The organism is Stenotrophomonas sp. 1L-E-5-B-C3, assembly GCF_057292075.1.
The window spans coordinates 271,631-295,717 of sequence record NZ_JBXAWS010000002.1; the positions used below are offsets into that span (position 1 = coordinate 271,631).

24 protein-coding genes are annotated in these 24,087 nt (G+C 66.4%); 8 read left to right on the top strand and 16 right to left on the bottom strand.

The annotated features are described in order from the left end of the window. Positions 1-48: 48 nt before the first annotated feature. Positions 49-3,165: a discoidin domain-containing protein gene (locus tag AC0Z6F_RS03990; RefSeq protein WP_485616659.1), complete on the bottom strand. Its 3,117-nt coding sequence runs from the start codon at positions 3,163-3,165 to the stop codon at positions 49-51. Positions 3,166-3,663: 498 nt separating this feature from the next. Between AC0Z6F_RS03990 and AC0Z6F_RS03995 the strand changes: the two genes are divergently transcribed. Then, a complete protein-coding gene (locus AC0Z6F_RS03995; protein WP_065723103.1) occupies positions 3,664-4,161 on the top strand; it encodes a helix-turn-helix transcriptional regulator in 498 nt (165 codons plus the stop codon). Between the two features lie 88 nt (positions 4,162-4,249). Here AC0Z6F_RS03995 and AC0Z6F_RS04000 read toward each other — a convergent pair whose 3' ends face one another. From AC0Z6F_RS04000 to AC0Z6F_RS04015, 4 genes are all read right to left on the bottom strand, one after another. Beyond that, positions 4,250-5,143 (bottom strand): SDR family oxidoreductase, encoded by an 894-nt coding sequence (locus AC0Z6F_RS04000; protein ID WP_065723046.1) that lies wholly within the window; start codon positions 5,141-5,143, stop codon positions 4,250-4,252. Positions 5,144-5,166: 23 nt separating this feature from the next. After that, positions 5,167-5,664 (bottom strand): DUF1097 domain-containing protein, encoded by a 498-nt coding sequence (locus AC0Z6F_RS04005; protein WP_065723047.1) that lies wholly within the window; start codon positions 5,662-5,664, stop codon positions 5,167-5,169. Positions 5,665-5,680: 16 nt separating this feature from the next. Next, positions 5,681-6,424 carry an SDR family oxidoreductase gene (locus tag AC0Z6F_RS04010; protein WP_153675427.1) on the bottom strand — a complete coding sequence of 248 codons (744 nt, stop codon included), beginning with the start codon at positions 6,422-6,424 and terminating at the stop codon, positions 5,681-5,683. Between the two features lie 222 nt (positions 6,425-6,646). Further along, positions 6,647-7,723 carry an MBL fold metallo-hydrolase gene (locus AC0Z6F_RS04015; RefSeq protein WP_485616657.1) on the bottom strand — a complete coding sequence of 359 codons (1,077 nt, stop codon included), beginning with the start codon at positions 7,721-7,723 and terminating at the stop codon, positions 6,647-6,649. A gap of 104 nt (positions 7,724-7,827) precedes the next feature. Here AC0Z6F_RS04015 and AC0Z6F_RS04020 point away from each other — a divergent pair, with 104 nt between their 5' ends. Beyond that, positions 7,828-8,439: a TetR/AcrR family transcriptional regulator gene (locus tag AC0Z6F_RS04020; protein ID WP_448122861.1), complete on the top strand. Its 612-nt coding sequence runs from the start codon at positions 7,828-7,830 to the stop codon at positions 8,437-8,439. Here AC0Z6F_RS04020 and AC0Z6F_RS04025 read toward each other — a convergent pair. Both AC0Z6F_RS04025 and AC0Z6F_RS04030 read right to left on the bottom strand, forming a co-directional pair. Further along, positions 8,436-10,382 carry an EAL domain-containing protein gene (locus AC0Z6F_RS04025; RefSeq protein WP_485616656.1) on the bottom strand — a complete coding sequence of 649 codons (1,947 nt, stop codon included), beginning with the start codon at positions 10,380-10,382 and terminating at the stop codon, positions 8,436-8,438. The genes AC0Z6F_RS04020 and AC0Z6F_RS04025 overlap by 4 nt on opposite strands. 63 nt (positions 10,383-10,445) lie before the next feature. Then, positions 10,446-11,348: a LysR substrate-binding domain-containing protein gene (locus AC0Z6F_RS04030; RefSeq protein WP_485616655.1), complete on the bottom strand. Its 903-nt coding sequence runs from the start codon at positions 11,346-11,348 to the stop codon at positions 10,446-10,448. A 119-nt stretch (positions 11,349-11,467) separates the two neighbouring features. Here AC0Z6F_RS04030 and AC0Z6F_RS04035 point away from each other — a divergent pair, with 119 nt between their 5' ends. Next, entirely contained in the window at positions 11,468-12,979 is a 1,512-nt protein-coding gene (locus AC0Z6F_RS04035; protein WP_485616654.1) for an MFS transporter, read from the top strand. Here the strand turns inward: AC0Z6F_RS04035 and AC0Z6F_RS04040 are convergent. Genes AC0Z6F_RS04040 through AC0Z6F_RS04050 form a run of 3 tightly spaced genes read right to left on the bottom strand, consistent with a single transcriptional unit; the run spans position 12,973 to position 15,126 of the window. Then, positions 12,973-13,689 (bottom strand): SDR family NAD(P)-dependent oxidoreductase, encoded by a 717-nt coding sequence (locus tag AC0Z6F_RS04040; protein ID WP_485616653.1) that lies wholly within the window; start codon positions 13,687-13,689, stop codon positions 12,973-12,975. The two genes, AC0Z6F_RS04035 and AC0Z6F_RS04040, sit on opposite strands and share 7 nt — an antisense overlap. Before the next feature lie 28 nt (positions 13,690-13,717). Further along, complete coding sequence (locus tag AC0Z6F_RS04045; protein WP_485616652.1) at positions 13,718-14,446, bottom strand: GNAT family N-acetyltransferase; 729 nt, start codon at positions 14,444-14,446, stop codon at positions 13,718-13,720. Positions 14,447-14,460: 14 nt separating this feature from the next. Then, the gene (locus tag AC0Z6F_RS04050) at positions 14,461-15,126 is read right to left on the bottom strand and encodes an ArsR/SmtB family transcription factor (protein ID WP_012510847.1); all 666 of its coding nucleotides are present in this window, start codon (positions 15,124-15,126) and stop codon (positions 14,461-14,463) included. Between the two features lie 55 nt (positions 15,127-15,181). Here AC0Z6F_RS04050 and AC0Z6F_RS04055 point away from each other — a divergent pair, with 55 nt between their 5' ends. Further along, positions 15,182-15,685 (top strand): DUF2938 domain-containing protein, encoded by a 504-nt coding sequence (locus tag AC0Z6F_RS04055; protein ID WP_485616651.1) that lies wholly within the window; start codon positions 15,182-15,184, stop codon positions 15,683-15,685. Between the two features lie 41 nt (positions 15,686-15,726). Beyond that, positions 15,727-16,530: an APH(3')-II family aminoglycoside O-phosphotransferase gene (locus AC0Z6F_RS04060; RefSeq protein ID WP_006362677.1), complete on the top strand. Its 804-nt coding sequence runs from the start codon at positions 15,727-15,729 to the stop codon at positions 16,528-16,530. On the opposite strand, the gene AC0Z6F_RS04065 is transcribed toward AC0Z6F_RS04060, so the two are convergent. Continuing rightward, entirely contained in the window at positions 16,503-16,928 is a 426-nt protein-coding gene (locus AC0Z6F_RS04065) for a DoxX family protein (protein ID WP_485616650.1), read from the bottom strand. The genes AC0Z6F_RS04060 and AC0Z6F_RS04065 overlap by 28 nt on opposite strands. Positions 16,929-17,071: 143 nt before the next feature. Between AC0Z6F_RS04065 and AC0Z6F_RS04070 the strand changes: the two genes are divergently transcribed. The 3 genes from AC0Z6F_RS04070 (at position 17,072) to AC0Z6F_RS04080 (ending at position 19,799) form a co-directional block, all read left to right on the top strand. Next, a complete protein-coding gene (locus tag AC0Z6F_RS04070; RefSeq protein ID WP_485616648.1) occupies positions 17,072-17,662 on the top strand; it encodes a TetR/AcrR family transcriptional regulator in 591 nt (196 codons plus the stop codon). After that, on the top strand, positions 17,659-18,693 hold the full coding sequence (locus tag AC0Z6F_RS04075) for a DUF418 domain-containing protein (RefSeq protein WP_485616646.1): 1,035 nt from the start codon (positions 17,659-17,661) through the stop codon (positions 18,691-18,693). Before AC0Z6F_RS04070 ends, AC0Z6F_RS04075 begins: the two co-directional genes overlap by 4 nt. 98 nt (positions 18,694-18,791) lie before the next feature. After that, positions 18,792-19,799, top strand: coding sequence for an aminoglycoside phosphotransferase family protein (locus AC0Z6F_RS04080; RefSeq protein ID WP_006362761.1), 1,008 nt, complete (start codon positions 18,792-18,794; stop codon positions 19,797-19,799). Between the two features lie 142 nt (positions 19,800-19,941). On the opposite strand, the gene AC0Z6F_RS04085 is transcribed toward AC0Z6F_RS04080, so the two are convergent. Genes AC0Z6F_RS04085 through AC0Z6F_RS04105 form a run of 5 tightly spaced genes read right to left on the bottom strand, consistent with a single transcriptional unit; the run spans position 19,942 to position 24,056 of the window. Then, the gene (locus AC0Z6F_RS04085) at positions 19,942-20,829 is read right to left on the bottom strand and encodes a DMT family transporter (RefSeq protein ID WP_065723063.1); all 888 of its coding nucleotides are present in this window, start codon (positions 20,827-20,829) and stop codon (positions 19,942-19,944) included. Positions 20,830-20,861: 32 nt separating this feature from the next. Beyond that, on the bottom strand, positions 20,862-21,923 hold the full coding sequence (gene murB, locus AC0Z6F_RS04090; protein WP_485616644.1) for a UDP-N-acetylmuramate dehydrogenase: 1,062 nt from the start codon (positions 21,921-21,923) through the stop codon (positions 20,862-20,864). Positions 21,924-21,931: 8 nt separating this feature from the next. Beyond that, positions 21,932-22,987: a quinone-dependent dihydroorotate dehydrogenase gene (locus tag AC0Z6F_RS04095; protein WP_065723065.1), complete on the bottom strand. Its 1,056-nt coding sequence runs from the start codon at positions 22,985-22,987 to the stop codon at positions 21,932-21,934. An 8-nt stretch (positions 22,988-22,995) separates the two neighbouring features. After that, positions 22,996-23,766 carry a class I SAM-dependent methyltransferase gene (locus AC0Z6F_RS04100; protein ID WP_153675451.1) on the bottom strand — a complete coding sequence of 257 codons (771 nt, stop codon included), beginning with the start codon at positions 23,764-23,766 and terminating at the stop codon, positions 22,996-22,998. A 5-nt stretch (positions 23,767-23,771) separates the two neighbouring features. Continuing rightward, positions 23,772-24,056 (bottom strand): DUF4190 domain-containing protein, encoded by a 285-nt coding sequence (locus tag AC0Z6F_RS04105; protein WP_010484694.1) that lies wholly within the window; start codon positions 24,054-24,056, stop codon positions 23,772-23,774. Positions 24,057-24,087: the final 31 nt, after the last annotated feature.

Sequence of the window (24,087 nt, forward strand, 5' to 3'; positions counted from 1 at the left end):
GCCCGGCGCTACCGCTGCTTTTGTAGAGCCGAGCCATGCTCGGCTGCTCTACCAACGCGCCTCCAGCGTTTTGAACGGCTTTGCCAGCCGCATACCTTCAGCATCGAAGTCGGAAACGCTACGTCCATCCACGCGCACAGACTTCGGCGCGGTCCGGCTCGGCCACCACATGCGCACGGCGGTGTCCTTGCGCAGCCCTTCGCCAAGCGCCACCGTCAGTACCCCGTCGCGCTGCCGCGCCTGCATCTGCAACGTGCCATACGCGGTCGGCAGGCGCTCCACCGCCAAGCCATCCCCCGCCACCCACGAGGGCGGTGTGCCCGGCAGCAGCGACAGCGCGTCATCGTCCTCGCGCATCAGCATGCCGAACAGCGTGCGGCCGTACTCGGCACCGATCCAGGTGTGCGGCATGTCGCCCAGGTAGCGCGGGAAGCGCAGCCGTGAATGCACTACTTCGGCCAGCACCTGCCATTCAAGCGGGCGTCGATCATGCAGCAGGCCCTGCAGCAGTTCATCGGCGGCTTCGGGCTGACCCAGGTGCACATAGCTCAGCACGTTGCGGATTTCGTAGGGCGTATAGGCGTACAGCGCGCCTGGCTGGTTGCGCTTCCGCACATCGTCCAGATAGCGGGCGAAGGTGGTTCGCAGCGCCTCGGCCGGCAGCACGCTCTGCGCGCCGGTGGGATCCAGCGCGATCGATACGCCGGTGGGATCACCATCCCCAAGATCCGCGGAGGAAGGAATGAAGTCGATGCCTTTCCACGCCATCGTTGCGCGGATCGACGCATGCAGGGCGTCGTACAGCGCCTTGTACTGCTCACGCGCCCAGCGTGCGGTCTCGTGGTCGCCCAGTGATTCGGCCAGCCATGCACCGTCGTGCCAGCCCTTCAGGCCCCAGTAGTCATCCCAGTAGCTGTGGGTAGGCGACGGATAGCCTTCATGGCTGATCGACGGCGCGAGGATGCCGGCGAAGCGCTGCGGTGACGGCTGATCGGCCTTGTAACCGGGCACCAGTGTGCGCTCGCGCAGTTCCTGCAGGAAGCGCAGTGCGGCCTTCACTTTCGGCAGGTACGCGCGCACCGACTCCGGACCACCATCGAGGCGGGCGACGTCAGCGACCAGCGCCACATACTGGCCCTGGCTGTCGTACTCGATATCCGAACCGAAGCCGGTGTTGACGCTGCCATCGTTGTTGAGGATGGGCGAGACCAGGCCGTTGCCGTGCACGCCATGTTCGCTGTACCAGGCAAGGTAGTCGCGTGCGACCTTGGCCTCGCCCATGCGCAGCAGCACGGCCGAGGTGGCCATGCCATCGCGGATGAAGGAGCGGTTGTAGTTGCGCGGGCCGGGCTGCATGGCCGGGCCGGTCTGGTTGATCAGCATGTAGGCGGCCTGCGCGCGCAGCATGTCCACCAGCGATGGATCCGGCAGGCGCAGCCCGACCTGGCCCAGGCGTGCCTGCCAATCGGCCGAGGCCTGGTTGGCCAGGGTGTCGAAGGCATCGTTGCCGTCGCGAGGCAGCGAGGAAAGGTCGAGCGCGGGGGCCTCCGGCAGCCCGCCGTTGGCATCGGCAGCGGCGGTACCGAGTGGGAACGCCACCACCACCGCATCGCTGGCACCGGGGGCGAGGCGGATCCGGTAGCTCAATGCGGCCGCGGCCAGTCCTTGCTCATCGCGTGCCTGCTGGGTGGCAGGCAGACGCCCGGCTGCGATGCCGGCGGTGATTTCCGTTGCACCTTCGTTGCCGAACGGCGCGGCGCCGGCAGCATCCACCGGCGTGAGCGAGCGCAGCAGCGTGCGGCCGTTGACGCGCACCGTGTTGGCTTCGACGGCGACCTCGCGGATCGGAGACAGCCCGCCGTTCTGCCACGGCGGGTTCATCTGCATCGGTCGTACCGCCAGGGTCAGCGTGCCGTCGATCGCGGTGGTGCCGGTGTTGTGCAGGCGGTGGCGGACCAGGGTGACCGGCTGCCCGTCGCGTTCGATGGCGAAGGCCTCGCTGCGTAGTTCCAGTCCCGGCTGCGGTGCCCACGTCGCAGACGGCATCGGCTTCCAGCCGTCGCGCAGCGCGTGCTGCACCTTCTGCCCGGCGGCCCCGGCTGTGCTGCCATCGGCATTGCGCCAGATCGGCTGCACCAGCGGTGCGCCCTTGAAGGCCTCGATGTTGCCGTACTCGTCGAATATCGACTTCTGCCGGCCCGCGTGCACGCCGACCGCGGTCCAGTAGGTCTGCTGCATCTGCAGCGAGGCGGGGAACAACGCGCGCTGTGCACCGCTGGCGGCGATCTGGTAACGCTTCATCGGCGTCATCACCGCCTTCGGGCCCAGCAGGCGGATGCGGGCGATCTGCGCAGCGCCGCCGTGTACCGTCAGCTGCAGCGCCTGGATGTCGAGCGGCGCGCTGGCGGCGAGCCAGCTCTGCTGCCGGGTCGCGGCCTGCGCATCCATCGCCAGCGGATGCCAGCGGCCTTTTGCATCCTGGGCCTGCAGGTCTGCGGCACCATGCACGTTGGCCCAGTCCACCGCCAGCCCTGTGCTCGGTTGCGAGCGTGGCAGCGTGATCTGCAGCGTCTGGACGCCGCCCTTGCCCGCAGGAATCGACACTGCACTGCCGCCTTGCCACAGCGCCGCGGACTGCGTGGCATCAAGTCCCAGCACGCGCGCACCGAGCGACGTATCGAGCGGTTCCATTTCGAAGATTGATACGCCCCAGTCGGAGGTGCGCTGTGGGCTGGCCAGGCGCAGGTAGCGGGCCTGGCGCGGTGCGAAGTACAGCGTTTCGATGCCGCCGAGCGAATCAGCCATGGTGTAGGCGGTCTGCCACTGCGTGCCGTTCAGCGAGGTCTGCAGCGAATAGCCTTCCGGGTTGGAGACGTCCCAGGTGAGGCGTGCGCCGGCCAGCATTGCTGGCGCGCCGAGGTCGATCTGGAACCAGTGGCCCGGACTGAAGGCACCGCCGGTCACCGTTTTCGGATCGTTGTCGATCAGGTGGCTGATGGCCATCGCCGGAACCTGTTGCGACGACGCACTGGCCTGCCACTGGCCGCGGGCTGGCAGGTTCTGGGCATGCGAGGACATGGCCAGCGCGACAAACAGCAGGACCGCGGGGGGGCGGAAAGAGGAGGGCAGCTTGAGGACCGTGGAGCGTTCAACGCGAAATGCCATTACAGACAGCCTCGCAGGTTCGGCCGGGATCGGGCGAGCGCCACGCTAGCAAGAGATGTAACCGTTTACATGACGCGCTGCGGTAAGGGATGCAGCGGGCGTTGACGGATGTGGCTCTGGACGCATGGCCAGGATCGCCTAGGGTCATTGCCCAAGGTCGAATTGCCAGGGTTGTCATTTGACAACCCGGGTATGTCATGTGCAGACTAGGGAGAACAAGGAATGTCTCGTGCTCGTCATCCCGACAAGGACATCGAATGGGTACTGCGGTTCGCGGAAGCTCGAGGTTGGACCCTCCGTGTAGGTGGGAGCCATGCGTGGGGCCGCATGTATTGCCCTTACAACGACACCTACTGCCGATGTGGAGAGTTCTGCGTCGTGAGCATCTGGAGCACGCCGCGCAGTCCTGGCAATCACGCGCGCGCCTTGCGCCGTGTGGTCGAGAACTGCAGTCGTGAGCAATGAAATCAGGCGTTGATGGAAGTGAGGTGGCAGATGATGGAATTCAATTTCACCCTGAAGTACCGCTTGCCGGACATCTGCGATGACGTGGGTGTGCTCGAGCGGCGGCTGGTAGAGGCGGGGTGTGACGATGCCCTTCTGGGCAGCGGCCTGCCCGGAAGGATGGCGCTGGCCTTCTGCCGTGACGCCGACAGCGCGGTGGCTGCGTTGTGCTCGGCCGTCGATGACGTGCAACGGGCCGTGCCGAGTGCCGAACTGGTGGAAGTGAGCCCCGATCTGGTGGGGCTCACGGACGTGGCCGATCTGCTCGGGGTGTCACGCCAGAACATGCGCAAGCTCATGCTGGCCAACCCGCAGTCGTTTCCATCCCCGGTGCACGACGGCTCAACCTCCATCTGGCATCTCGCCGACATTCTGGGGTGGATGCGCGCGCGCGGCAGCGAGAAAGTCACCACGGAAATGTCCGATCTCGCCGCCGCCGCACTGCAGCTGAATCTGGCACGCGAAGGGCGCAGGCTGCAGCCTAAGGTGTAGTGCAGGGCGACCGCATCAGCGCCGTCATCACCGCTGGCGTCCTGCAGGGCGCTCGAAGGCGCCTTGCAGGTGCGCTGCCACTCCCGCTTCAGCCTCGTGGCGAGAGCAGGTCTGCGAGACCGATGGCGGTGTACATCTCGCGTCGCATGCGATCGGCAACGGCATTGACCACTTCGGCGCCGTCCTGTGAGGGGTCTACATGTACCCGGAACGGCCGATGTCCGTGTGGCAGGCCCACGACCCGCACGATCTGCCGCGCGACCTCCTCCGGATCGGCATCCGCAGGCTCCAGCCCAGCCAGGCCCTTCATCACCTGGTCGGCGACACCGGCGTAGGGGCCGTTCTCATAGTCGGCCGTGATGGCGGTATCGACCGGCGTACCCGAATGGAGGAAGTGGTTGGTGCCTTTGGTGAATGCACCCGGCACCATGATCGTGGTCTCGATGCCCCACCGCGACAGCTCGGTTGAATAGGACACGGCCACTGCATCCATGGCCGCCTTGGCGGCGAAGTAGGGCGCAAGGAACGGTGGAGTGCCACCGCGTGTGGAGGATGAGCCGATCCAGACGAGCAGGCCGCTGCCGCGGTGGCGCATGTGCGGAAGCGCGGCGCGGTTCACGCGCTGTGTGCCCAGTACGTTGACGTCGTACTGCTGCATCAGCTGTTCCGGGGTGAACGCTTCGGCCGGGCCGAACACCATGTGCCCCGCGTTGTGCACGATGACGTCGAGCGCGCCTGCTTCGGCCAGCACGTGTTCGACCGCGGCCTGGCTGGAAGCATCCGACTGTACGTCGAGTTCGACGGTACGAAGGTCGGCGCGATGTGCGTCTGCCCACTGCGCGATGTCGGCCACGCGCGTTGCATTGCGCCCGCGTGTTTCGCGCATGGAGGCGTAGACGACATGGCCGGCGAGAGCCAGTGCTTTTGCGGTCATCAGGCCGAAGCCGGAGGATGCGCCGGTGATCAGGACGGTGTGTGACATGGGAACTCCAGAAGAAGAGCGGGTCATGGCCGGGCGCGGGCCAATAGGCGCTGCGGCACGGTGTGTGCGGTCCAGGCGGCCAGTGAACCGAGGGCGCTGGCCGCGGCCAGCTCGGAGAGATGGGCCAGCGAGGGCTCAAGATGGGCCGCGAACCAGCTGACCAGTCCGAGGAAGTACCCCAGCAGGTTGTTCAACACCGGCAGGCCACGCAGGGCAACCACACACAGCGCTACGACCAGTACAACGACGGGCACGGCCAACGAGGGACCCAATGAGGGAGAGAGCAGGCCCACTGAGAGTGTTGCCAATGCGCCGATGCCCAGCCCGAACCAGACGCAGGCCAGGTTTTCGATCGTGGAGCGCGTGCCCTGCAGCCGGGTGAAAAAGGCAATCCAACCGATGAACATCGTCCACACTGGCCAGCCGGCATGCAGCGCTCCGGCTGCGGCGAAGGCAGCGGTGACCGCTGCGGTCACGGTGACGAGGGCGTAAGCGCTGCGGGAAACGGGGATCGGATTCATGGCGTCTCTCCGTGGTTCAGACCGCGCCGCCGTTGGCACGCAGAACCTGACCGTTGATCCACCCGCCGTCGGTACCGGCCAGGAAGGCCACAGCAGCGGCGATGTCATCCGGCGTACCCAGGCGTTCAAGCGGGCTCATCTTTGCCAACCGGTCGATCAGTTCGGTTGATTTGCCCTCCAGGAACAGACTCGTGGCGGTCGGGCCCGGTGCCACGGCATTGACGGTGATGCCGCGCCCGCGCAGTTCCTTGCTGAGGATGGCGCTCATGGTTTCCACCGCCGCCTTGCTTGCCGCATAGACGCCATAACGCTCGAGCTTGAATCCGACCACGCTGGTGGACAGGGTGACGATGCGGCCGCCATCACGAACCCGTCGTGCGCTCTCGCGCAGCACATTGAACGCACCCTTCAGGTTGATGGCGATGAGGCGGTCGAACAGCGCGTCTTCGCTTTCGGCCAGTGCAGCGAGTTCCAGTACCCCGGCACTGTTCACGACCACATCGATACCGCCGAAGTGGGCCTCAATGGCATTGAACAGGGATTGCACCGCCTGAGGATTGGCAACATCGGCTTGAAGTGCGATGGCCTGGCCGCCCTTGGCCATCAGTTCGGCGGTCAGTGCTTCTGCTTCTTCGTGACGGCCGGCATAGTTGATGGCAACCGAGAAGCCATCGGCGGCGAGGCGGCGGGAGATGGCGGCACCGATACCGCGCGAGCCGCCGGTGACAAGGGCAACGGGGGCTGAGGAAGCGATGTTCATGTTCAGATCCAGGAAGGTGCACCCACATGGCGCACGATCATCCTGAGCGTAATTTCCTGACGGATAATCCCCCTTGATCCGCCAATATTATCCGGATGGTCGAACAATCAGGCGGCCGACCCGCTGCAGGTCCCCGTCCGGGCCCCCAGAGGCGGCTGCGCCTGCTGCAACACCCGCGCGAGGCGGGTGCGGCAGAGGGTTCCAGGCAAGGGCGGTTGCTGGTTACAGCTGCACCTGCTCCCACCAGCGCGTGCCGGCGCTAGGCGCCTGCATGTCCAGCGCTTCGCCCATCATCGGCGTGGCCACCGGAACACTCTTTGCGGCGGCCAAGGCGGTGATGCGTTCGAAGGGCTGCTGCCATGCGTGCAGGGCCAGGTCGAAGGTGCCGTTGTGGATCGGCAGCAGCCACTTGCCGCGCAGGTCCAGGTGCGCCTGCTGGGTCTGTTCGGGCTGCATGTGCACGAACGCCCAGCGCGGGTCGTAGGCGCCGGTTTCGATCATGGTCAGGTCGAACGGGCCGTACTTCTCACCGATGGCCTTGAAGCCGTCGAAGTAGCCGGTGTCGCCGCTGAAGAAGATGCGGAAGTCGCCGTCCTGGATTACCCATGACGCCCACAGGCTGCGATCGCTGTCGCCCAGACCGCGGCCGGAGAAATGCTGGCCCGGGGTGGCGGTCAGGCGCAGGCCGCTGGCTTCGGTCGACTGCCACCAGTCCAGCTGTTCCACCTTGCTGGCGTCCACGCCCCACGCAATCAACTGGTCGCCCACGCCAAGCGGGGCGATGAAGCGCGCGGTCTTGCCGGCCAGCTGCATCACCGCGGCATGGTCGAGGTGGTCGTAGTGGTTGTGCGAGAGGATCACGCCGGCGATCGGCGGCAGTTGGTCGATGCTGATCGGCGGCGCGTGGAAGCGGGCCGGGCCCATCCATTGCACCGGCGAAGCGCGCTCGGAGAACACCGGATCGGTCAGCCAGTACTGGCCGCGCAGCTTCAGCAGGATCGTGGAATGCCCAAGCCGGAACAGGCTGCGATCAGGCGCGGCGTCCAGGGTGGCGCGGTCCAGCGGCAGCACCGGAATGGGGTGGGCGGGCACGGTGCCCTTGGGCTTGTTGAACAGGAACGTCCACCAGATCTCCGCGCCATCGCGCAGGCCCATCGCCGGACGCGGCAGGGCATTACGGAACTTGCCGTCGCGGTACTGCGGCGATTCGGGGAAGTCGGGGAGGGACCAGGACTTGCAGAAGGTGTAGGCGGTCACGGCGAGGATTCCAAGCAAAAGGACAAGGAGCAGGCGCTTCATGGGCGACGTCCGCTGGGTACACTGCACAGTGTAGTTTCGTGTTTTTCAAAAGTACACTGAGCGGTGTAAAATGTGCGCATCCGTTCAGTTATCTGGTTTCCGCCATGCCCCGTGCCCCACAACGCCTGACCGACCGCAAACGCGACGCCATCGTGCGCGCAGCGGTGGAGGAGTTCCGTGCGGCGGGGTACGAGGCGACCAGCATGGACCGCATCGCCGAAGTGGCCGGGGTCTCCAAGCGCACCGTCTACAACCACTTCCCGAGCAAGGAAGCGTTGTTCTCGATGATCCTGGAGGAGCTGTGGGAGCGCAGCGTCGCCAGTGATGCGCTGCCGTATCGCGCCGATCAGCCGCTGCAGGTGCAGCTGCTGCAGTTGCTGGGGCAGAAGCTGGAACTGCTCAGCGATGCCAATTTCATCGACCTGGCACGGGTGGCGATGGCCGAGATCATCCATTCGCCGGAACGTGCGCAGGCCATCGTCTGCCGCATGGGCGAGAAGGAAAGTGGCGAGAGTGCCTGGATCCGCGCGGCGATCGCCGACGGGCGGCTGCGCAAGGTTGATCCGGAGTTCGCCGGTCACCAGCTGCACGGCCTGGTGAAGAGCTTTGCGTTCTGGCCGCAGGTGACGATGGGTCAGGCCCCGTTGAACGAACAGGAGCGTACACGCGTGGCCGAATCGGCGGTGGCGATGTTCCTGGGTTTCTACGCGATCTAGCTGGTAGCGAAGCGGCGGAACTCATCCGCCGGTAGCGCTGCCGAGTACAGATAACCCTGGCCGACATCCACGCCCAGGGCGCGCAGCTGCTGCTCCTGGGCCAGGGTTTCAGTGCCTTCGGCGACCACGATCGCACCGCAGCGGTGCGCGACTTCGACGATGAAGCGAACGATCGACTGTGACTTCGCATCGGACAGCGTGGCGATCAGCGCCTGCTCGATCTTGACCTCGGCAATGGCCAGCTGCGAGAGCAGGATCAGGGTTGAGTAGCCCGCGCCGAAATCGTCCAGTGACAGTGTTACTTCGGCCGCCAGCAGCTGTGCGATGTTGGCATCGACCACGTCGCGCTCGACGATCTCGGTCCACTCGACGATTTCCAGGCGCAGCATCAACCCCGGCACGTCGTGCAGCTGCAGCAGCTCCTGCAGGCGCAGGCCGAAGTCGGGCAGGCGCAGGGACTCGGCGGAAACATTGACCGCGATCGTCAGCTTGCTGCCTTCCTGATGGCAGCGCTGCAGGAACTGGATGGCTGACTGCAGCGTGGCCCATTCCAGATCGGCCAGCCGGCCGTGCCGGCGCAGCAACGAGATCACCCGCATCGGCGCGATCAAGCGGTTCTCGCCGTCACGCATGCGCAGCAATGCTTCGGCGCCGACCAGCTGGCGGTCCTGCAGGCGATGCTTGGGCTGGTAGCACAGCGGCGCGTCGCCATGCTGCAGCCAGTGCTCGAGTGCGCGCTCGATCAATGCGTCGATCTCGCTGTCGCGCTGGACCGGATCATCGAAAAACACCACGCCCGACTCGATCGCGCTCAGCGCCAGGGTGATCGCGCGGAACGGGAGATGGCCATCGTCGGCCGTGGCCGGTGGCTTCAGCTCGACTACCGCACAGCGGAACAGTGGCCGGAAACCCGGCCAGTCGCGGCCGACCAGATCAGCCAGGTTGCGGGCCAGATCGGTGATCTGCGACTGCGTGCGCAGCTCGGGCAGCGAGGTGTCACGTACCAGGATCGCCAGCGCAGCGTCGCCGAACTGGTAGATCTCCAGTTGGTGCGCCGGTAGCGAGGGCAGCAGCTGATGCACTTCGTCGGTGCTGTCGTGCCGCCACAGGCCGTTGTCCTGCAGCGGCCCATAGCGCAGGCGGAGGTCGCGCAGGTTGCCCATCTCGGCCACCACCAGGCAGGCCTTGCCGACGCCATCATTGTCACGCCAGTAGTGCTTCAGCCGCTCGCCGAGCGCGCGCATGTTGGGCAGGCCACTGATCGGGTCGATTCGCAGCCAGGCCTGCTCACGCTGTCGCTGCGTATCGATCTGTGCATCGTTGTAGACCAGCGCGAACACTGCGCCGAGCACCAGCAGCGACACCGGCAGCGCCAGTACGCGCTGGATCGCCAGCTCGGCAACCGGCAGCTGCTCGGCACCGATGATCGCCACGCCCAGCGCCAGCCCCAGCGCTGTCACTGCGATGCGCACGCCCCATGCCTGCAGGATCATGCGCGCTGACAGCTCGCTGAGCATGCGGGGGTGCAGGCGCGTGCGCAGCCAGATGCCGGCCATCACCTGCAACGTGGCTTCGATGCTGGCGGGAAGGAAGTACTGGGTGCCTGAGAACTGGTAACGGGCCAGCAGGCTGGCGGCCAGGCAGGCCAGACCGCCGCGCCAGCCACCGAGCAGGCCACTGATCAGCAGGACGTCGAAGCCGAGATTGAGCTTGACCACGCCCTGGGTGTAGCCGGCGACGAACCAGGCGTTGAACAGGTAGATCAGGCCGAGTGCCACGCCTACATACAGGCGGCGGCCTTCAATGGCGTGGCCGGAGCGGCGGGTGGCGATCAGCAGTACGCCGATCATGCCGATCACCGCCGTGGCCTGCAGCAGGTACAACGGCAGGCTGGGCAGGGCGCTGTCCAGGACCTGGGCCGAAACCCGTGAAAGCGCATCCATAGCAGGTTCCCGCCTGTGACCGACGGCCAATGACGAGCAGGGTAGTCGCAGCAGCGCGCAGGTTCAATTGTGACCGCTGCCCTCAGGGAGAAGGTGGCCGGCCATGAAATCGACGAACACACGCACGCGCGGTTGCAGATGACGATGGCTTGGCCAGAGTGCCCAGAAGGTGCTTTGTTCGGTGGTCCATTCGTCCAGGATGCTGACCAGCGTGCCGTTGCCAAGCGCGTCCCGTGTGGCGAAGTCGGGCAGGCACGCGATGCCATGGCCATCAATGGCCATGTGCAGGATTGTCTCAAGATGATTGGCGGTCATTGCAGGCATCAGCCGCACGTCCTGGCCTGCAGCGTTTGCCTGAAGCGGCCATCGCTCGATCAGGCCGGTGCCGGGAAAACGATGGAGAAGGCATGCGTGGCCGCCCAGCTCGTCCGGGTGCCGTGGCGTGCCTCGGTCCGCGAAGTACGCAGGGGCACCCACGCAGAGCAGCCGGGTGCTGCCCAGGTTGCGGCCGTGCAGCCGGGAGTCGGCGGGACTGCCTGTCCGAACGACGACGTCGAAGCCTTCCTCGATGACATCGACAAGACGATCACTGAAGTGCAGGTCCAGTTCTATGGCCGGAAAGCGGTGCGCGAATGCGGAAAGCAGCGGCAGCATCAGGCCGCTTACAAGAGGAAGACTTGCTTTCAGGCGACCGCTGGGCGCGGCGTGGGCATCGGTCAGCTCACGCTCGGCGGCAGCGACTTCGACCATGATGCGGCGGCAGCGTTCAAGGAACTGCTCGCCTTCGGCAGTCAGGCTGACACTGCGGGTATTGCGATTCAGCAGGCGGGCTCCCAGGCGCTCCTCCAGGCGGGCAATGGTCTTGCTTGCCGCCGAAGGGGTGATGCCACGCTGGCGAGCTGCGGCGGCGAAGCTGCGCGCCTCGGCGACCAGAACGAAGAGACTGAGACCGGCAAGGCTGTCCATGATCGGTGATTGATGACGTTGGTGTCATGAAAGTATGGACCTGATGTGGGATTTTTCCAGAATCATGTCGTCGATAGCATCAATCCCATGGCGCTTGGCCATGCTGAAGCTTCATCCACATGTCTGTTCCCTATTCGCGGGCTGCCGAATCGTCCGCTCGGGGGCTGGTCCTTGCCGGCTGCCTGACCGCCCTCATCATTCCACTGAGCATCGCCAGCCCCGCGGTGGCCATGCCTGCGATACGTGCTGCATTGGGCGGGTCTCCCGCAGAGCTGTCCTGGATGATCAACGCCTATCTGCTGACCTACGGCAGTACGACGCTGGTGGCCGGTGGATTGGCCGATCTGTACGGCAGGCGCAGGATCTGGATCCTGGGTGCCCTGTTGTTCGCGATCGTCACCGGCCTGATTCCCTTGATGCCCGATGTGGCCTGGATGAATACCATGAGGCTGCTGCAGGGAATGGCCGCAGCGGCAGCGTTTGCCGGCGCGATGGCGTCGTTGGCACAGGTATTCGACGGCCAGGCGCGGGCCAGGGTGTTCAGCCTGATCGGGACCACCTTCGGAGCAGGGGCTGCAGGCGGACCCTTGCTGGCCGGCGGACTGATCGATGGCCTGGGCTGGGAGTGGGTGTTCTTTCTGCCCGCGCTGCTGGCCGCGCTGACCGTACCGTTGATCGCCGTTACTTCCGTCGAATCGAAGAGCCCAGGGTCGCCCCGGTTGGATTGGCTGGGGGCGGCCACCTTCACCCTTGCGCTGGGTTCACTCACCTACGCGATGATCGTGCTTCCAGAGTTCGGTGGACTGCATCCGCAGACGCTGGTTCCGCTGCTGCTCTCGGTCGTTCTGCTTGCAGCATTCATCGCGGTGGAGCGTTCCCATCGCACACCGTTGCTGGACCTCGAGCTGCTCCGCAACCGGCGCTTTGTCGGCGTGCAGATTCTGGCCGTGGCACCCGCGTTCTGCTACGTGGTGCTGCTGGTCATGCTGCCGGCGGGCTTCATTGGTGTGGAAGGCCTGCGGCCAACCGAAGCCGGGCTGGCGATGGCGGCATTGTCGGGTCCATTGCTTGTCGTTCCGCTGGCGTCCGGTTATCTGCTGCGATGGATTCCCGCGCGGGCGTTGTGCTGTGCCGGTCTGTTGATCGCTGCGGCTGGTCTCGCGTGGCTGGCACAGGTGTTCGAGTCCCCGCCGCAACGGTGGATGCCGATGTTGGTCATCGGTATCGGTATCGGACTTCCGTGGGGAATCATGGATGGTCTTGCGGTCAGCGTGGTCGGCAAGGAGCAGGCTGGCATGGCGGCTGGCATCTTCAACGCGATGCGATTGGCCGGTGATGCAATCGCGCTCGCCGTGGTCGGCATCATGCTCTCGGCCGGTATCAGTCGGAGCATGATGCTGGAGGTCGGTCACGTGGCCCGTGCCACATCGCACAAGCTGTCCATGGGCGACCTTGCCGGTGTTGCGCAGGAGCTGCCCGGCGTATCGAGAACGGTTCTGGCCCAGGCGTACCTGGGCGCGGTCCACAGCCAGCTGTTGATCCTGGCCGCTGCCACGGTGATTTCCGCCCTCGTGCTGTGGTACCTGCTGCGCGACGAGGTTGAGCCCACGCCGGGCCGATGCAGTCAGTAGCGCGGGTCGGCGATGGCCGGCAGTACCAGTTCGCGCACGAAGCCGGACGGTGACAGCTGCAGCAGCGCCCGCACCATCGTCACCACGTCATGCACCGGCACCAGCTCGCCTTCACCGCGTGCGGCGGCTTCGGATACCGGCACCGAAAGCGCATCGTCGGTATTGAGATACCCCAGCTGCAAGCTGGTCACCGCCAGCCGACGGTCGCGGAAGCCCTCGCGCAGCGCATCGGCAATACCGTTGAGAGCGAACTTGGAGGCGCCGAACGCCACTTCCGGGCGGCCACTGCGCGGCAGCGCCGAGGTCGAGCCGGTCAGCACCAGCTGCGGGCGCGGCGAGGTCAGCACGCGGGGCAACAGGCGTTGCAGCAGCACCAGGGTCGCACTGATGTTGACGTCGACCAGCTGCGTGAGCGCGGCATCGCTTTCATCGAGGAAGTCGTACGCGTCGCTGAAGGCCTTGTCTTCCCAGATGCCCAGATTGTGGATCAGCACATCGATATCGGCCGGCGCCTGCGCTGCGATGTGGTCGGCAGCCACGGTCGGCTGGGACAGGTCTGCTTCGATCCATTGCAGGGTGACGCCTTCGGGGCAGGCGATGTCGCGTGGGCGGGTACGCGAGACACCGATGACGGTGTCACCTGGGCCGCACAGGCCTTCCACGAACGCGCGCCCCAGGCCCCGGCTGGCGCCGATGATCATCAACTTCATGTTGCTTCCTTGTTGTGCTGCGGCGGCCTCACGCGGCCGCCAGAATGATGTCCCAGTCACCGAACGCGCGCAGGCCGGCGCGTTCGGCGGTGATGAGCGATGCCATGTTGTCGAGCTGGCAGCGGTACTGCGGCTGCAGCCCGGACACCTGCGCGGACAGGGCCATGGCCTGCACCAGATGGCGTGCATGACCGCAGCCACGGGCCTCCGGCAGGGTCAGCACGCCCATGTCGGCAAGCGTCGGATCCAGGCTCCACGGATACACGCTGCCGGCAGCGGCCAGCCGCTCGCCGTCGAAGGCGCCGAATACCTGCCAGTGTTCGAGTTCGACCCAGGCGGCATCGAGATCCTCCTCACTGGCGCTGGCCTGGAACACGTCGAACGCAGCAGCGTCGGCTGGGCCGAGACGGCGGATGTGGGGCGGGGCAGGGTGTTCGGCCAGTGCCGCCAGGGATGCGGCAGGGAAATAGAAAATGCGGTCTGCGCCATGCGTGCGCTGGCCGATGTCGATCAGGCGCTGTTGCAGATGTTCCAGGGTCCAGTGCGCGCGTGCCTGCAGTTGCAGGCGTTCAGCCAGGACAGGGCGCAGCAGTGCGCGCGCGGGGCCGGAAACCGGCTGCAGCAGCATGCCGTTCTCGCCCTCATCGAGGTCGTCGCTGCAGGCAATGTGCAGCGTCGGGTCATCCTGCAGGACGCGTTCGCCCGCGAACAGGCGCCGCCAGCAGTTGTCGATCAACGGGGAGAACACATCATCCATGACACGCAACTCACTCAGTGCTGGGGCAGATCGACCTGCAGGCCCGCGGCTTTCCATTCGGGGTAGCCGGCGGCGAGCCGCTGCGCGGTCAGTCCGGCCTCGCGCAGCATCGCCACCGCATCGTTGGAAAGCACGCAGTAGGGCCCGCGGCAATAGGCCACAATGTGGACGGCACGCGGCAGTTCGTCCATCCGTGCGCGCAACTCCGTAACGGGAATGTTCAGCGCGCCGGGCAGATGTCCGAGCGCGAACTCTTCCTGCGGCCGCACATCCAGCAACACCACATTGTCTCGTTGCTGCAGCAGCTGTTCCACCGTCAGCCCATCCAATGCATCGCGGCGCAGCACGCTGTCGGCAATCACATCGTGCATTTCGCTGCGCTGGTGGTCGGCGTAGTCGCGCAGCGCGGCCATCAGGTTGCCCAGCGGGCCATCACCACTGCGGTAGAGGATGCGCTTGCCGTCGCGACGGGTCTGCACCAGGCCAGCGCGGCGCAGCTGCTGCAGATGCTGGGAGGTATTGGCCACCGACAGCCCTGTCAGTTCGGCCAGCCGTTCCACCGCACGCTCGCCCTGGGCGATGTGCTCCAGCAGGGCCAGGCGGTGGGCATGGCCGAGGGTGCGGGCGATCTCGGCCAGTGCTTCCAGTGGCGAGGGTGGCGGCTCGGTTGCGGCGTTCATGCGGCGCACGCTAGCATCGCTCTATCATTCAAGCAAATAATTGAAGGTATGCGATATGAGCGGGCTGGCGACATGGGTAGTGGATGCGGTGCTGATCGGTGTGGGCGCGACCGCGGTGATGGATCTGTGGGCGCTGCTGCAACGGCGCTTGCTTGGCATTCCTTCGTTGGATTTCGCGATGGTGGGTCGCTGGCTGGGCCACCTGCCGCGCGGGCGCTTCCGCCACGATGGCATCGGCCGCTCGGCGGTGGTCGGCGGCGAACGCGCGCTGGGCTGGACCGCGCATTACCTGATCGGGGTGATCTTCGCCGGGCTGCTGCTGGCGGTGGCCGGCGTTGACTGGGTGCGTGCACCGACCCTGCTGCCGGCGCTGGCCTTCGGCATTCTCAGTGTGGCCGCGCCCTTTTTCATCCTGCAGCCTGGCATGGGCGCGGGCATTGCGGCATCGAAAACGCCAGCGCCGGGCAAGGCGCGCATGCGCAGCCTGGTCGCGCACAGTGTGTTCGGTCTCGGCCTGTATCTTGCGGCCGCGCTGTTGGCGGCGGTTGGCGCGGAATGAGCGAGAATCCATGGGGTCACCGGCAACTGGAGCACCCCGGCATGCAGGCAACACCCGCAAGCAGCGACGGCATGCCGTTGCCATCGGCGTGGCGCGAAGCGTTGGCAGGCGCGCGTATCGAGCGGCAGTCGATCGGGGTTTCGCGTGCGGACGTCGCCCGCGTGCATCGACCGGGGCAGGCCGATGCCTTCCTGAAATCGGAAGTGATCGATGCCTTCAGTGAGCTGGGTCATGAGATCGCCCGCCTGCGTTGGCTGCAGGCGCAGGGCCAGCCGGCGCCGACGGTGATCGCCACCGCCGAGGACGCTGGCCGGCGCTGGTTGCTGATGAGCGCGCTGCCCGGCCGTGACCTGGCGTCCTCGCCGGAACTCGTCCCGCAGCGGCTGGTGGAGGTGCTGGCCGATGCGTTGCGCGGGCTGCATGCGTTGCCGGTGGCAGCATGTCCGTTCGATCAGCGCCTGGCCTCGCGCGTGCAGGCCGCGGTGGCGCGCGCCGAAGCAGGCCTGGTCGATGCCGATGATTTCGATGATGAGCGCCTGGGGCAGAGCGCGCAGCAGGTGCTTGCCGAGCTGCTCGCCAGCCAGCCCGCACATGAAGATCTGGTGGTCAGCCACGGTGATGCCTGCCTGCCCAACCTGATGGTTGCCGAGGGCCGCTTCAGTGGTTTCATCGATTGTGGCCGGCTGGGTGTGGCCGACCGCTATCAGGACCTTGCGCTGGCCGCGCGCAGCCTGGTCCACAACTTCGGCGACACGCGTTGGGTCGCGCCGTTGTTCCAACGCTACGGCGCGGTGGCCGACGAGCGCCGGCTGGCGTTCTACCGGTTGCTCGACGAGTTCTTCTGAGCCCGCGCATGGCTGGCGATGGCCGCGCAGATCAGGCCACCGACCACGCTCAGGTGTTCCAGCGCGAAGAACAGGGCCAGCTGCTGTTCGGCGCCGTGCTTGTTCCAGAAGGTATGCACGATGACGATGGTCAGCAGCATGAACACCGCCAGCGCGCCGCTGCCCAGCCAGAGCAGGCGATCGAACAGCAGGCAAAGCGCGCCGCTTAGCAGCACCACCGCACTGGCAATGTTGAACAGCGCAGGGGGTTGCAGCCCCGCTGCCTGCATCTCGGCCACGCTGTTGTTCCATGCCAGCAGCTTGGCCAGCCCCGAGGACAGGAACACCACGGCCAACAGCAGTCGGGCGAGGAACCACAGCACGCGGCTGTCGAGCAGGGTGGTGATCATCCGTGGCATGCAGGAACTCCGGGTTGAGCGTGGGACAGGCCGCGCAGCATCGGGCCTCAACCGCAGTTGAGGTCAAGGCTGGCTGAACGGAGCCCGACCTCGGCCGGATCGTCAGCTTCTAATTGGACGAACGTTCGTTCATTATTTTCGCCATGAACCGAGCCGACCGCAACGAGCAACGCATCGCGCAGATCCTGCAGGCCGCCCTGCAGTGCTTCCTCGTGAAGGGATTCCACCAGACCAGCATGCGTGACATCGCGCAAGGGGCCGGCGTCAGCCTGGGCAATCTCTACAACCACTTCCCGGGCAAGGAGGCGATCATCCTTGCGGTTGCGGTGGCCGAGAGCGAAGAACTGGCACCGTTGCTGCAGCGACTGGCCGCGTCCGATGGCGAACGCACACAGGTGATGGCCTTCCTGCAGGACTTCCATGCGCTGTGCCGGCAGCCGGAATGGGCAACGCTTGCGGTCGAAGTGCTGGCCGAGAGTGCGCGCAACCCTGCCGTGGCCAAGGCCTTTGCGGCCAACCGCAGGCAGCTGCAGCAGGTGCTGGGCGATGCCCTGCAGCGTGTTGCACAGCGCGAGCGGCGGCGACCCGCGCTGGCCCCGGCGCTGCAGGCGCAGGTGCTGTTGGATGCGATCGAAAGCGATGCGCTGCGTCGAGGGCTGGGCGAAGCCGATGGCACCGACGATGCATCGCTGGATCTTGGCCTGCTCGTGCTGCTGCTTGGCGCACGCGCATGAATGCTGCTGACCGGCGGTTGCACGGGCTGGACCTGGCGCGTTACCTCGCACTGGCCGGCATGGTGCTGGTCAACTTCCGTCTGGCGATGGCCGTGCCTGCAGAGGGTACGAGCTGGTTGGCAGGCTTCTTCCATCTGCTGGAAGGCAAGGCCTCGGCGACGTTCGTCACCCTGGCCGGGCTGGGCCTGGTGCTGGCAACGCAGCGGCAGCCCTGGTGGCAGGCCAGCGTGCAGACCTGGCGGCGCGCCGTGTTCCTGCTGGTGCTGGGCCTGCTCAACCTGACCCTGTTCCCGGCCGATATCCTGCACTACTACGCGGTGTACTTCGCGCTGGCGGTGCTGTGGCTGCGAGCATCGCCGCGCATCCTGCTGGCCAGCATCGTGGCGTTGGCATTGGTTTCGTTCTGGGCGCTGCTGCACTGGAACTACAGCGAAGGCTGGAACTGGCAGACGCTGGAGTACGCCGGCCTGTGGCAGTGGCCGGGTGCGGCGCGAAACCTGTTGTTCAACGGTTTCCACCCGTTGATGCCATGGCTGTGCTTCTTCCTGCTGGGCATGCTGCTGGCGCGCATGCCACTGGCGCAGCCGCGGGTGCAACGCGGGTTGCTGGTGCTGGGCCTGCTGCTGATCGGCGCCGGCCATGGTGTGCAGCATCTGGCGCAGGGAACGCCGTGGCAGGCATGGCTGGGAACGCAGCCGATGCCGCCAGGTCCTGCCTATGTACTGACCGGGGCGGGCGCGGCCTGCAGTGTGATTGCCGCCTGCCTGTGGCTCACGCGGGTACACCCGGGTGACTGGCTGGAACCCTTCACGGCGGCGGGACGCATGACCTTGACCCTGTATGTCGGCCACATCCTGCTGGGCATGGGCACGCTGGAAAGCCTGGACCTCCTGGACGGCAGCGCGTCATTGGCCTCGGTACTGCTATGGGCACTGCTGTTCCTGATGCTCGCGACCGCTGCGGCGTGGCTGTGGTCATGGCAGTTTGCGCGCGGTCCGCTGGAGGCAGTGATGCGGCGCATCGCAGGCTAGTTCTTTGGTTGCACCGCACGATGTTGTGACGGACATGTCTGTGTCGCAGCGAAGTCATCTGCGATAGTGGCGGCAGGTAATACTTTCCGTTTGCATCCATGTCATTCGCTTCGGCGCAGCATCTCGGCGAAGTCCTTCAGCAATCCTATGGCATCACCGCCACTGCGGTGGTGCCGCGCCCGGTGGGCGCCGACGCCAATGCCAGCGTGTATCGCATTGATGCACGGCACGGGCAATGGTGGCTGAAATGCCGGAACTACCAGGTTGATCCCTCGGTATGGGACAGCCTGCATTGGCTGCGCGGCACCCTCGGCATAGACGAAATCGTCGCGCCATGGCCGGCGCTGACCGGGGGCGCGTCGGTGCAGCGCTGGGGCCTGCAGTTCACCCTGTTTCCCTATATCGAAGGCCAGTCCGGCTTCGAGGCGGCGCTGAGCCGCACGCAGTGGCGGCGGCTGGGGGAGGTGTTGCGACGCCTGCACGGCGCGCGGCTGCCTCCGGAGTTGCAGCAGGCATTGCCGATCGTACGGCTGGAAACCGCGGCGCTGGAGACGGTGGGGCAATGGTTGGCCGGTGAAGGACTGGCGGTGGCGCAGGACGGGCTGGGGCGCGCATTCGCTTCGGTCTGGGATCAACAGCATGCGCGCATCGCGGCGCTGCATGCGCATGCGCTGGAGCTGCACGCTGCATTGATGGAGGCGCCGGTCGGCCTGCATCTGTGCCACACCGATCTGCATGCCGGCAATCTGCTGATGGGCAACGACGGCGGCCTGCATCTGATCGACTGGGATGGCCTGTCACTGGCGCCGCGTGAACGCGACCTGATGTTCATCGGTGGCGCCGTGGGCGGTCGCTGGGGGCGCGAGAATCCGCTCGATTTCGCGGAGGGCTATGGCGGCGACCTCGGGGATCCGCGCTGGATCGCGTGGTACCGGCACTGGCGCATCCTGCAGGACCTGATCGAGTTCCAGCAGGTGCTGCTGGGCAGCGACGGTGAGGAGCGTTCGCCGCAACTTCGCCGGCAGTCGCTGCATTACCTGGGAGAGCAGTTCGCGCCGGGCAATGTGTTCGATGCGGCGGAGCGGGTGTATCGGGCGCTGGATTAGATTCTGGGCCGTTGCCAGGATCGCGCCGGGTAGAGTCGACTGTTAGTCGACTGCTCTTCGATTGGAACGGGCAAAGCCCGCGCTGCGCGCGATAGTCGACTAACAGTCGACTCTACCAAGGGCTTGTCCATCGAGGCGTTTTTCATTCGGCGGGCTTGGCTGCTGATGAGGCCGCAGCGCTCGCTGCGCGGCGCGACAGCACCGCTTCGCGGTGGGCGATATAGGCGTTGGCGGCGAGGATGATGCCGGCACCGATGATCGTCCAGCGGTCCACGGTTTCATTGAACAGCAGCCAGCCGCACAGCGTCACCAGTGGCAGCTGCAGGAAGCTGATCGGGGTCAGCGCCGAGACTTCGCCCAGGCGCAGCGCACGTGTCCACAGCAGCTGGCCGATGGTGCCGAGCACGCCGGTGGCCAGCAGCCACAGCCAGGCCACGCCGGTCGGCCAGACCCAGACGAACACTGCCGGGATCAGCGACAGCGGCACCCAGAACACGTAGGTATAGAGCACCACGGTGTCGGCGCTGTCGATGCGGGTCAGCTGCTTGATCTGGATCGCCACCAGCGAACTGAGCACGGCCGCACCCACCGCCACCAGGCTGCCCGCAGTGAAGCCCGCGGTACCGGGGCGGACGATCACCAGCACGCCGATGAAACCGACCACCACCGCGGCCCAGCGGCGCACGCGCACGACCTCGCCCAGCCACAGCACGGCGGCGATGGTGACGAACAGCGGCGTGGAGTAGGAGAGCGAGACCGCCTGTGCCAACGGCAGATGGCCCAGCGCCCAGAATGCGCACAGCATCGAACCCAAGCCGATCGCGCTGCGCACGAAATAGCGCGGCAGCTGCTGGGTCTTCAGCGGCGCGTGGCCGGGACGCAGCAGCATCGGCAGCAGCGCCAGCAGGCCAAAGGCATTGCGGAAGAACGCCACTTCCTGGGTGGGCACGTAACGGGTGGCATAGCGGATCGCCACGGCCATCAGGCCGAACGCCAGGGTGCTGCCGAGCATCAGCAGCGCCGCCCGCATCGGGGTGGCGCTGGGGGAGAGGGCGGGGGTGTTCACCACTGTGCGCCGAGCAGGCGAGGCTCCGGTTCGATCGGCACGCCGAATTTTTCCAGCACCGAGGCCGAGATGCGGCGGGCCAATGCCAGCAGTTCAGCGCCGGTGGCGTTGCCGTGGTTGACCAGCACCAGTGCGTGGCTCGGCGCCACGCCGGCATCGCCTTCGCGGAAGCCCTTCCAGCCGCAGGACTCGATCATCCATGCCGCCGAGACCTTGCGCTTGCCGTCCTGGTCGGACGGGAACACCGGCAGCTCGGGGAAGTGCTGCAGCAGCACGTCGACCTGCTCCAGCGGCAGCACCGGGTTCTTGAAGAAGCTGCCGGCATTGCCGAGCACATCCGGGTCGGGCAGCTTGCGGCGGCGGATCGCGATCACCGCATTGGCCACGTCCACCGCGCTCGGCAATTCCACGCCCTGCGCCTGCAGTTCCTCGCGGATGCCGGCGTAGTCCATGCGCAGGTCATGCAGCAGCGGCAGCTTCAATTCGATGGCGGTGATCAGGTAGCGATCGGGCTGTTGCTTGAACACGCTGTCGCGGTAGGCGAAACCACATTGTTCGTTGTCCAGCCGTATCCAGGCCTGTTCCTGGCAGTCCCAGGCTTCGACGGCCTGGATGAACTCGCCGACCTGCGCGCCATAGGCGCCGATGTTCTGGATCGGCGTGGCACCTGCCGTACCGGGAATCAGGGCCAGGTTCTCCAGCCCGGACAGGCCTTCCTGCAGCGACCACATCACCAGGCCGTGCCAGGGCACGCCGGCGCCAGCGCGGATCACCGCATGGTCGGCGCGGTGCTCAAGGAAACTGATGTCACGGTTGCCGAACACCAGCACGGTGCCGGGGAGGTCTTCGGCGATCAGCACGTTGCTGCCTGCACCCAACACCAGCAGCGGGCCGCTGGCCACGTCGGGCAGGGCGAGTACTTCCGGCAGCAGCGCCGCATCGTGCAGTTCCAGCAGCTGAGCCGCGCTGGCCTGCACGTGGAAGGTGTTCAGTGCCTGCAGCGGCGCGTTGCGGGTGAGCGTCCAGCGCAGCGGGGCATTGCCGTCGACGGTATCCATGGGCGCGCTCACAGCGGGGCCACCGCGCCGCGGCTCGGCGCTTCGCGGCGGCGACGGATCGCCTCCACGCACTCCGATACCAGCGACGGGCCGCGGAAGATCAGGCCGCTGTAGCACTGCACCAGCGCCGCACCGGCAGCCATCTTGGCCACCGCGTCGGCACCGGACAGGATGCCGCCAACGCCGATCAGCGGCACCGATTCGGGCAGGCGCGCGCGCAGGCGGCGCAGCACCAGCGTGGACTGTTCCAGCACCGGCGCACCGGACAGGCCACCGGCTTCGTTGGCCAGCGGGTCGCCGGCCACCTTGCTGTGGTCGACGGTGGTGTTGGTGGCGATCACGCCGTCCACCTGCAGCTCGCCCAGCACGCGCGCGGCGGCGTCGATGTCGCGCTCGCTGAGGTCCGGTGCAACCTTAACCAGCATCGGCACGCGGCGGCCATGCCGGGCGGCCAGGCTTTCCTGGCGCTCACGCAGCTGGCTGACCAGCTGGCGCAGCGAGGTTTCTTCCTGCAGTTCGCGCAGGCCGGCGGTGTTCGGCGAGGAAATATTGACGGTGATGTAGTCGGCCAGCGGGTACACCTTGTCCAGGCAGGCGATGTAGTCATCTGCGGCCTGTTCGTTGGGGGTGTCCTTGTTCTTGCCGATGTTGATGCCGAGCATGCCGCGACGGTTGCGCGCGCGCTCGACGTTGCGCACCAGCGCGTCCACGCCCGCATTGTTGAAGCCCATGCGGTTGATGATCGCGTTGTGTGCGGGCAGGCGGAACAGCCGCGGCTGCGGGTTACCTGCCTGCGGGCGCGGGGTGATGGTGCCGATCTCGACGAAGCCGAAGCCGAGCGCGAACAGTGCGTCGATGTGCTCGCCGTTCTTGTCCAGGCCGGCGGCCAGGCCGACCGGATTGGGGAAGGTCAGCCCGAACACCGTGCTGGGCATCGGCGCGATGCGTGCGGCGAGCAGCGGCGTGGTGCCGGTGCGATAGGCCAGGTCCAATGCGGACAGGCCAAGGCCGTGGGCGCGCTCGGCGTCGAGCGAGAACAGGAAGGGGCGGGCAAGCGAATACATGCGTCGGTTCAGTCCAGCGTGCCGAGGAAGGCTCGGGTTCGATATTCAAAATCAACCTGGCCGTCGACCGCATGGGCGGCGAACAGGTCCTGCAAAGCGTCGATCATCGGCGCGTGGCGCGGATGACCGGATTGGGGGGCATAGGAGGAGGACAGCAGGCGCCCGCGCAGGGCATCAAAGTCCAGATGCTGCACGTTCGGCAGCTCCACCGCGCCGCGCAGACCGTTGCCGAACCAGGCCTGCATGGTGGCGTCATCCTGGTAGCGCTCGGCCACGGCGGAGTAGTCGGTGCCGTAGTCCAGCAGCAGCTGTTCGTAGCCGACCAGGAACGGGCTGGCATCGAGCAGGCGCGAATTCCAGTAGATCAGCGCTTGGCCGCCGGGGCGCAGGATGCGCTGCCATTCGGCGCGCACCGCCACGGTATCGAACCAGTGGAAGGCCTGCGCGACGCTGACCAGATCAATGCTGGCATCGGCCAGTCCGGTGGCCTCGGCGCGGCCGTCGACCGCGCGGAACTGCGGGTACTGCGGTGCCAGCCATTGCTCAGCCGCGCCCCGCATGGCCGCATTGGGCTCAACCGCAACAACGGGATGACCGCTGGCCAGGAACTGGCGGCTGGAAATGCCGGTGCCGGCGCCGATATCGGCGACCAGCGCCTCGCGGTTGACACCCATCGGGCCGTGCAGCCAGTCCAGCAGGGCCGGCGGGTAATCGGGCCGGTAGCGGACGTAATCGGCGACGCGGCTGCTGAAGCGTTCAGTGCTGTCGGAGGCGGTCATGGCGCTCAGTTCGACATCGCAGCGAGCCAGGCCAGGCCGCCGAAGAACAGGATGAAGACCAGGATGGCGGCGATCACCGCGCCGACCATCACCCAGCCCAGTACCAGGCCGGTGACGGCGAGGCCATCGCCTTCCAGCTCATGCGGGCGGCGGCGGATCTCGGCGCGGGCCATGTGCCCGGTGATGATGGCCACGATGCTGGCCACGAAGGGCAGGACGGTCCAGCTGGCGATGCCCATGACCAGGCTGACCACGGCCAGGGCGCTTGTCTGTCGGGGTGCCACGCTCATCGGGGTCCTCCTTGGCAGTGTGCACATGATA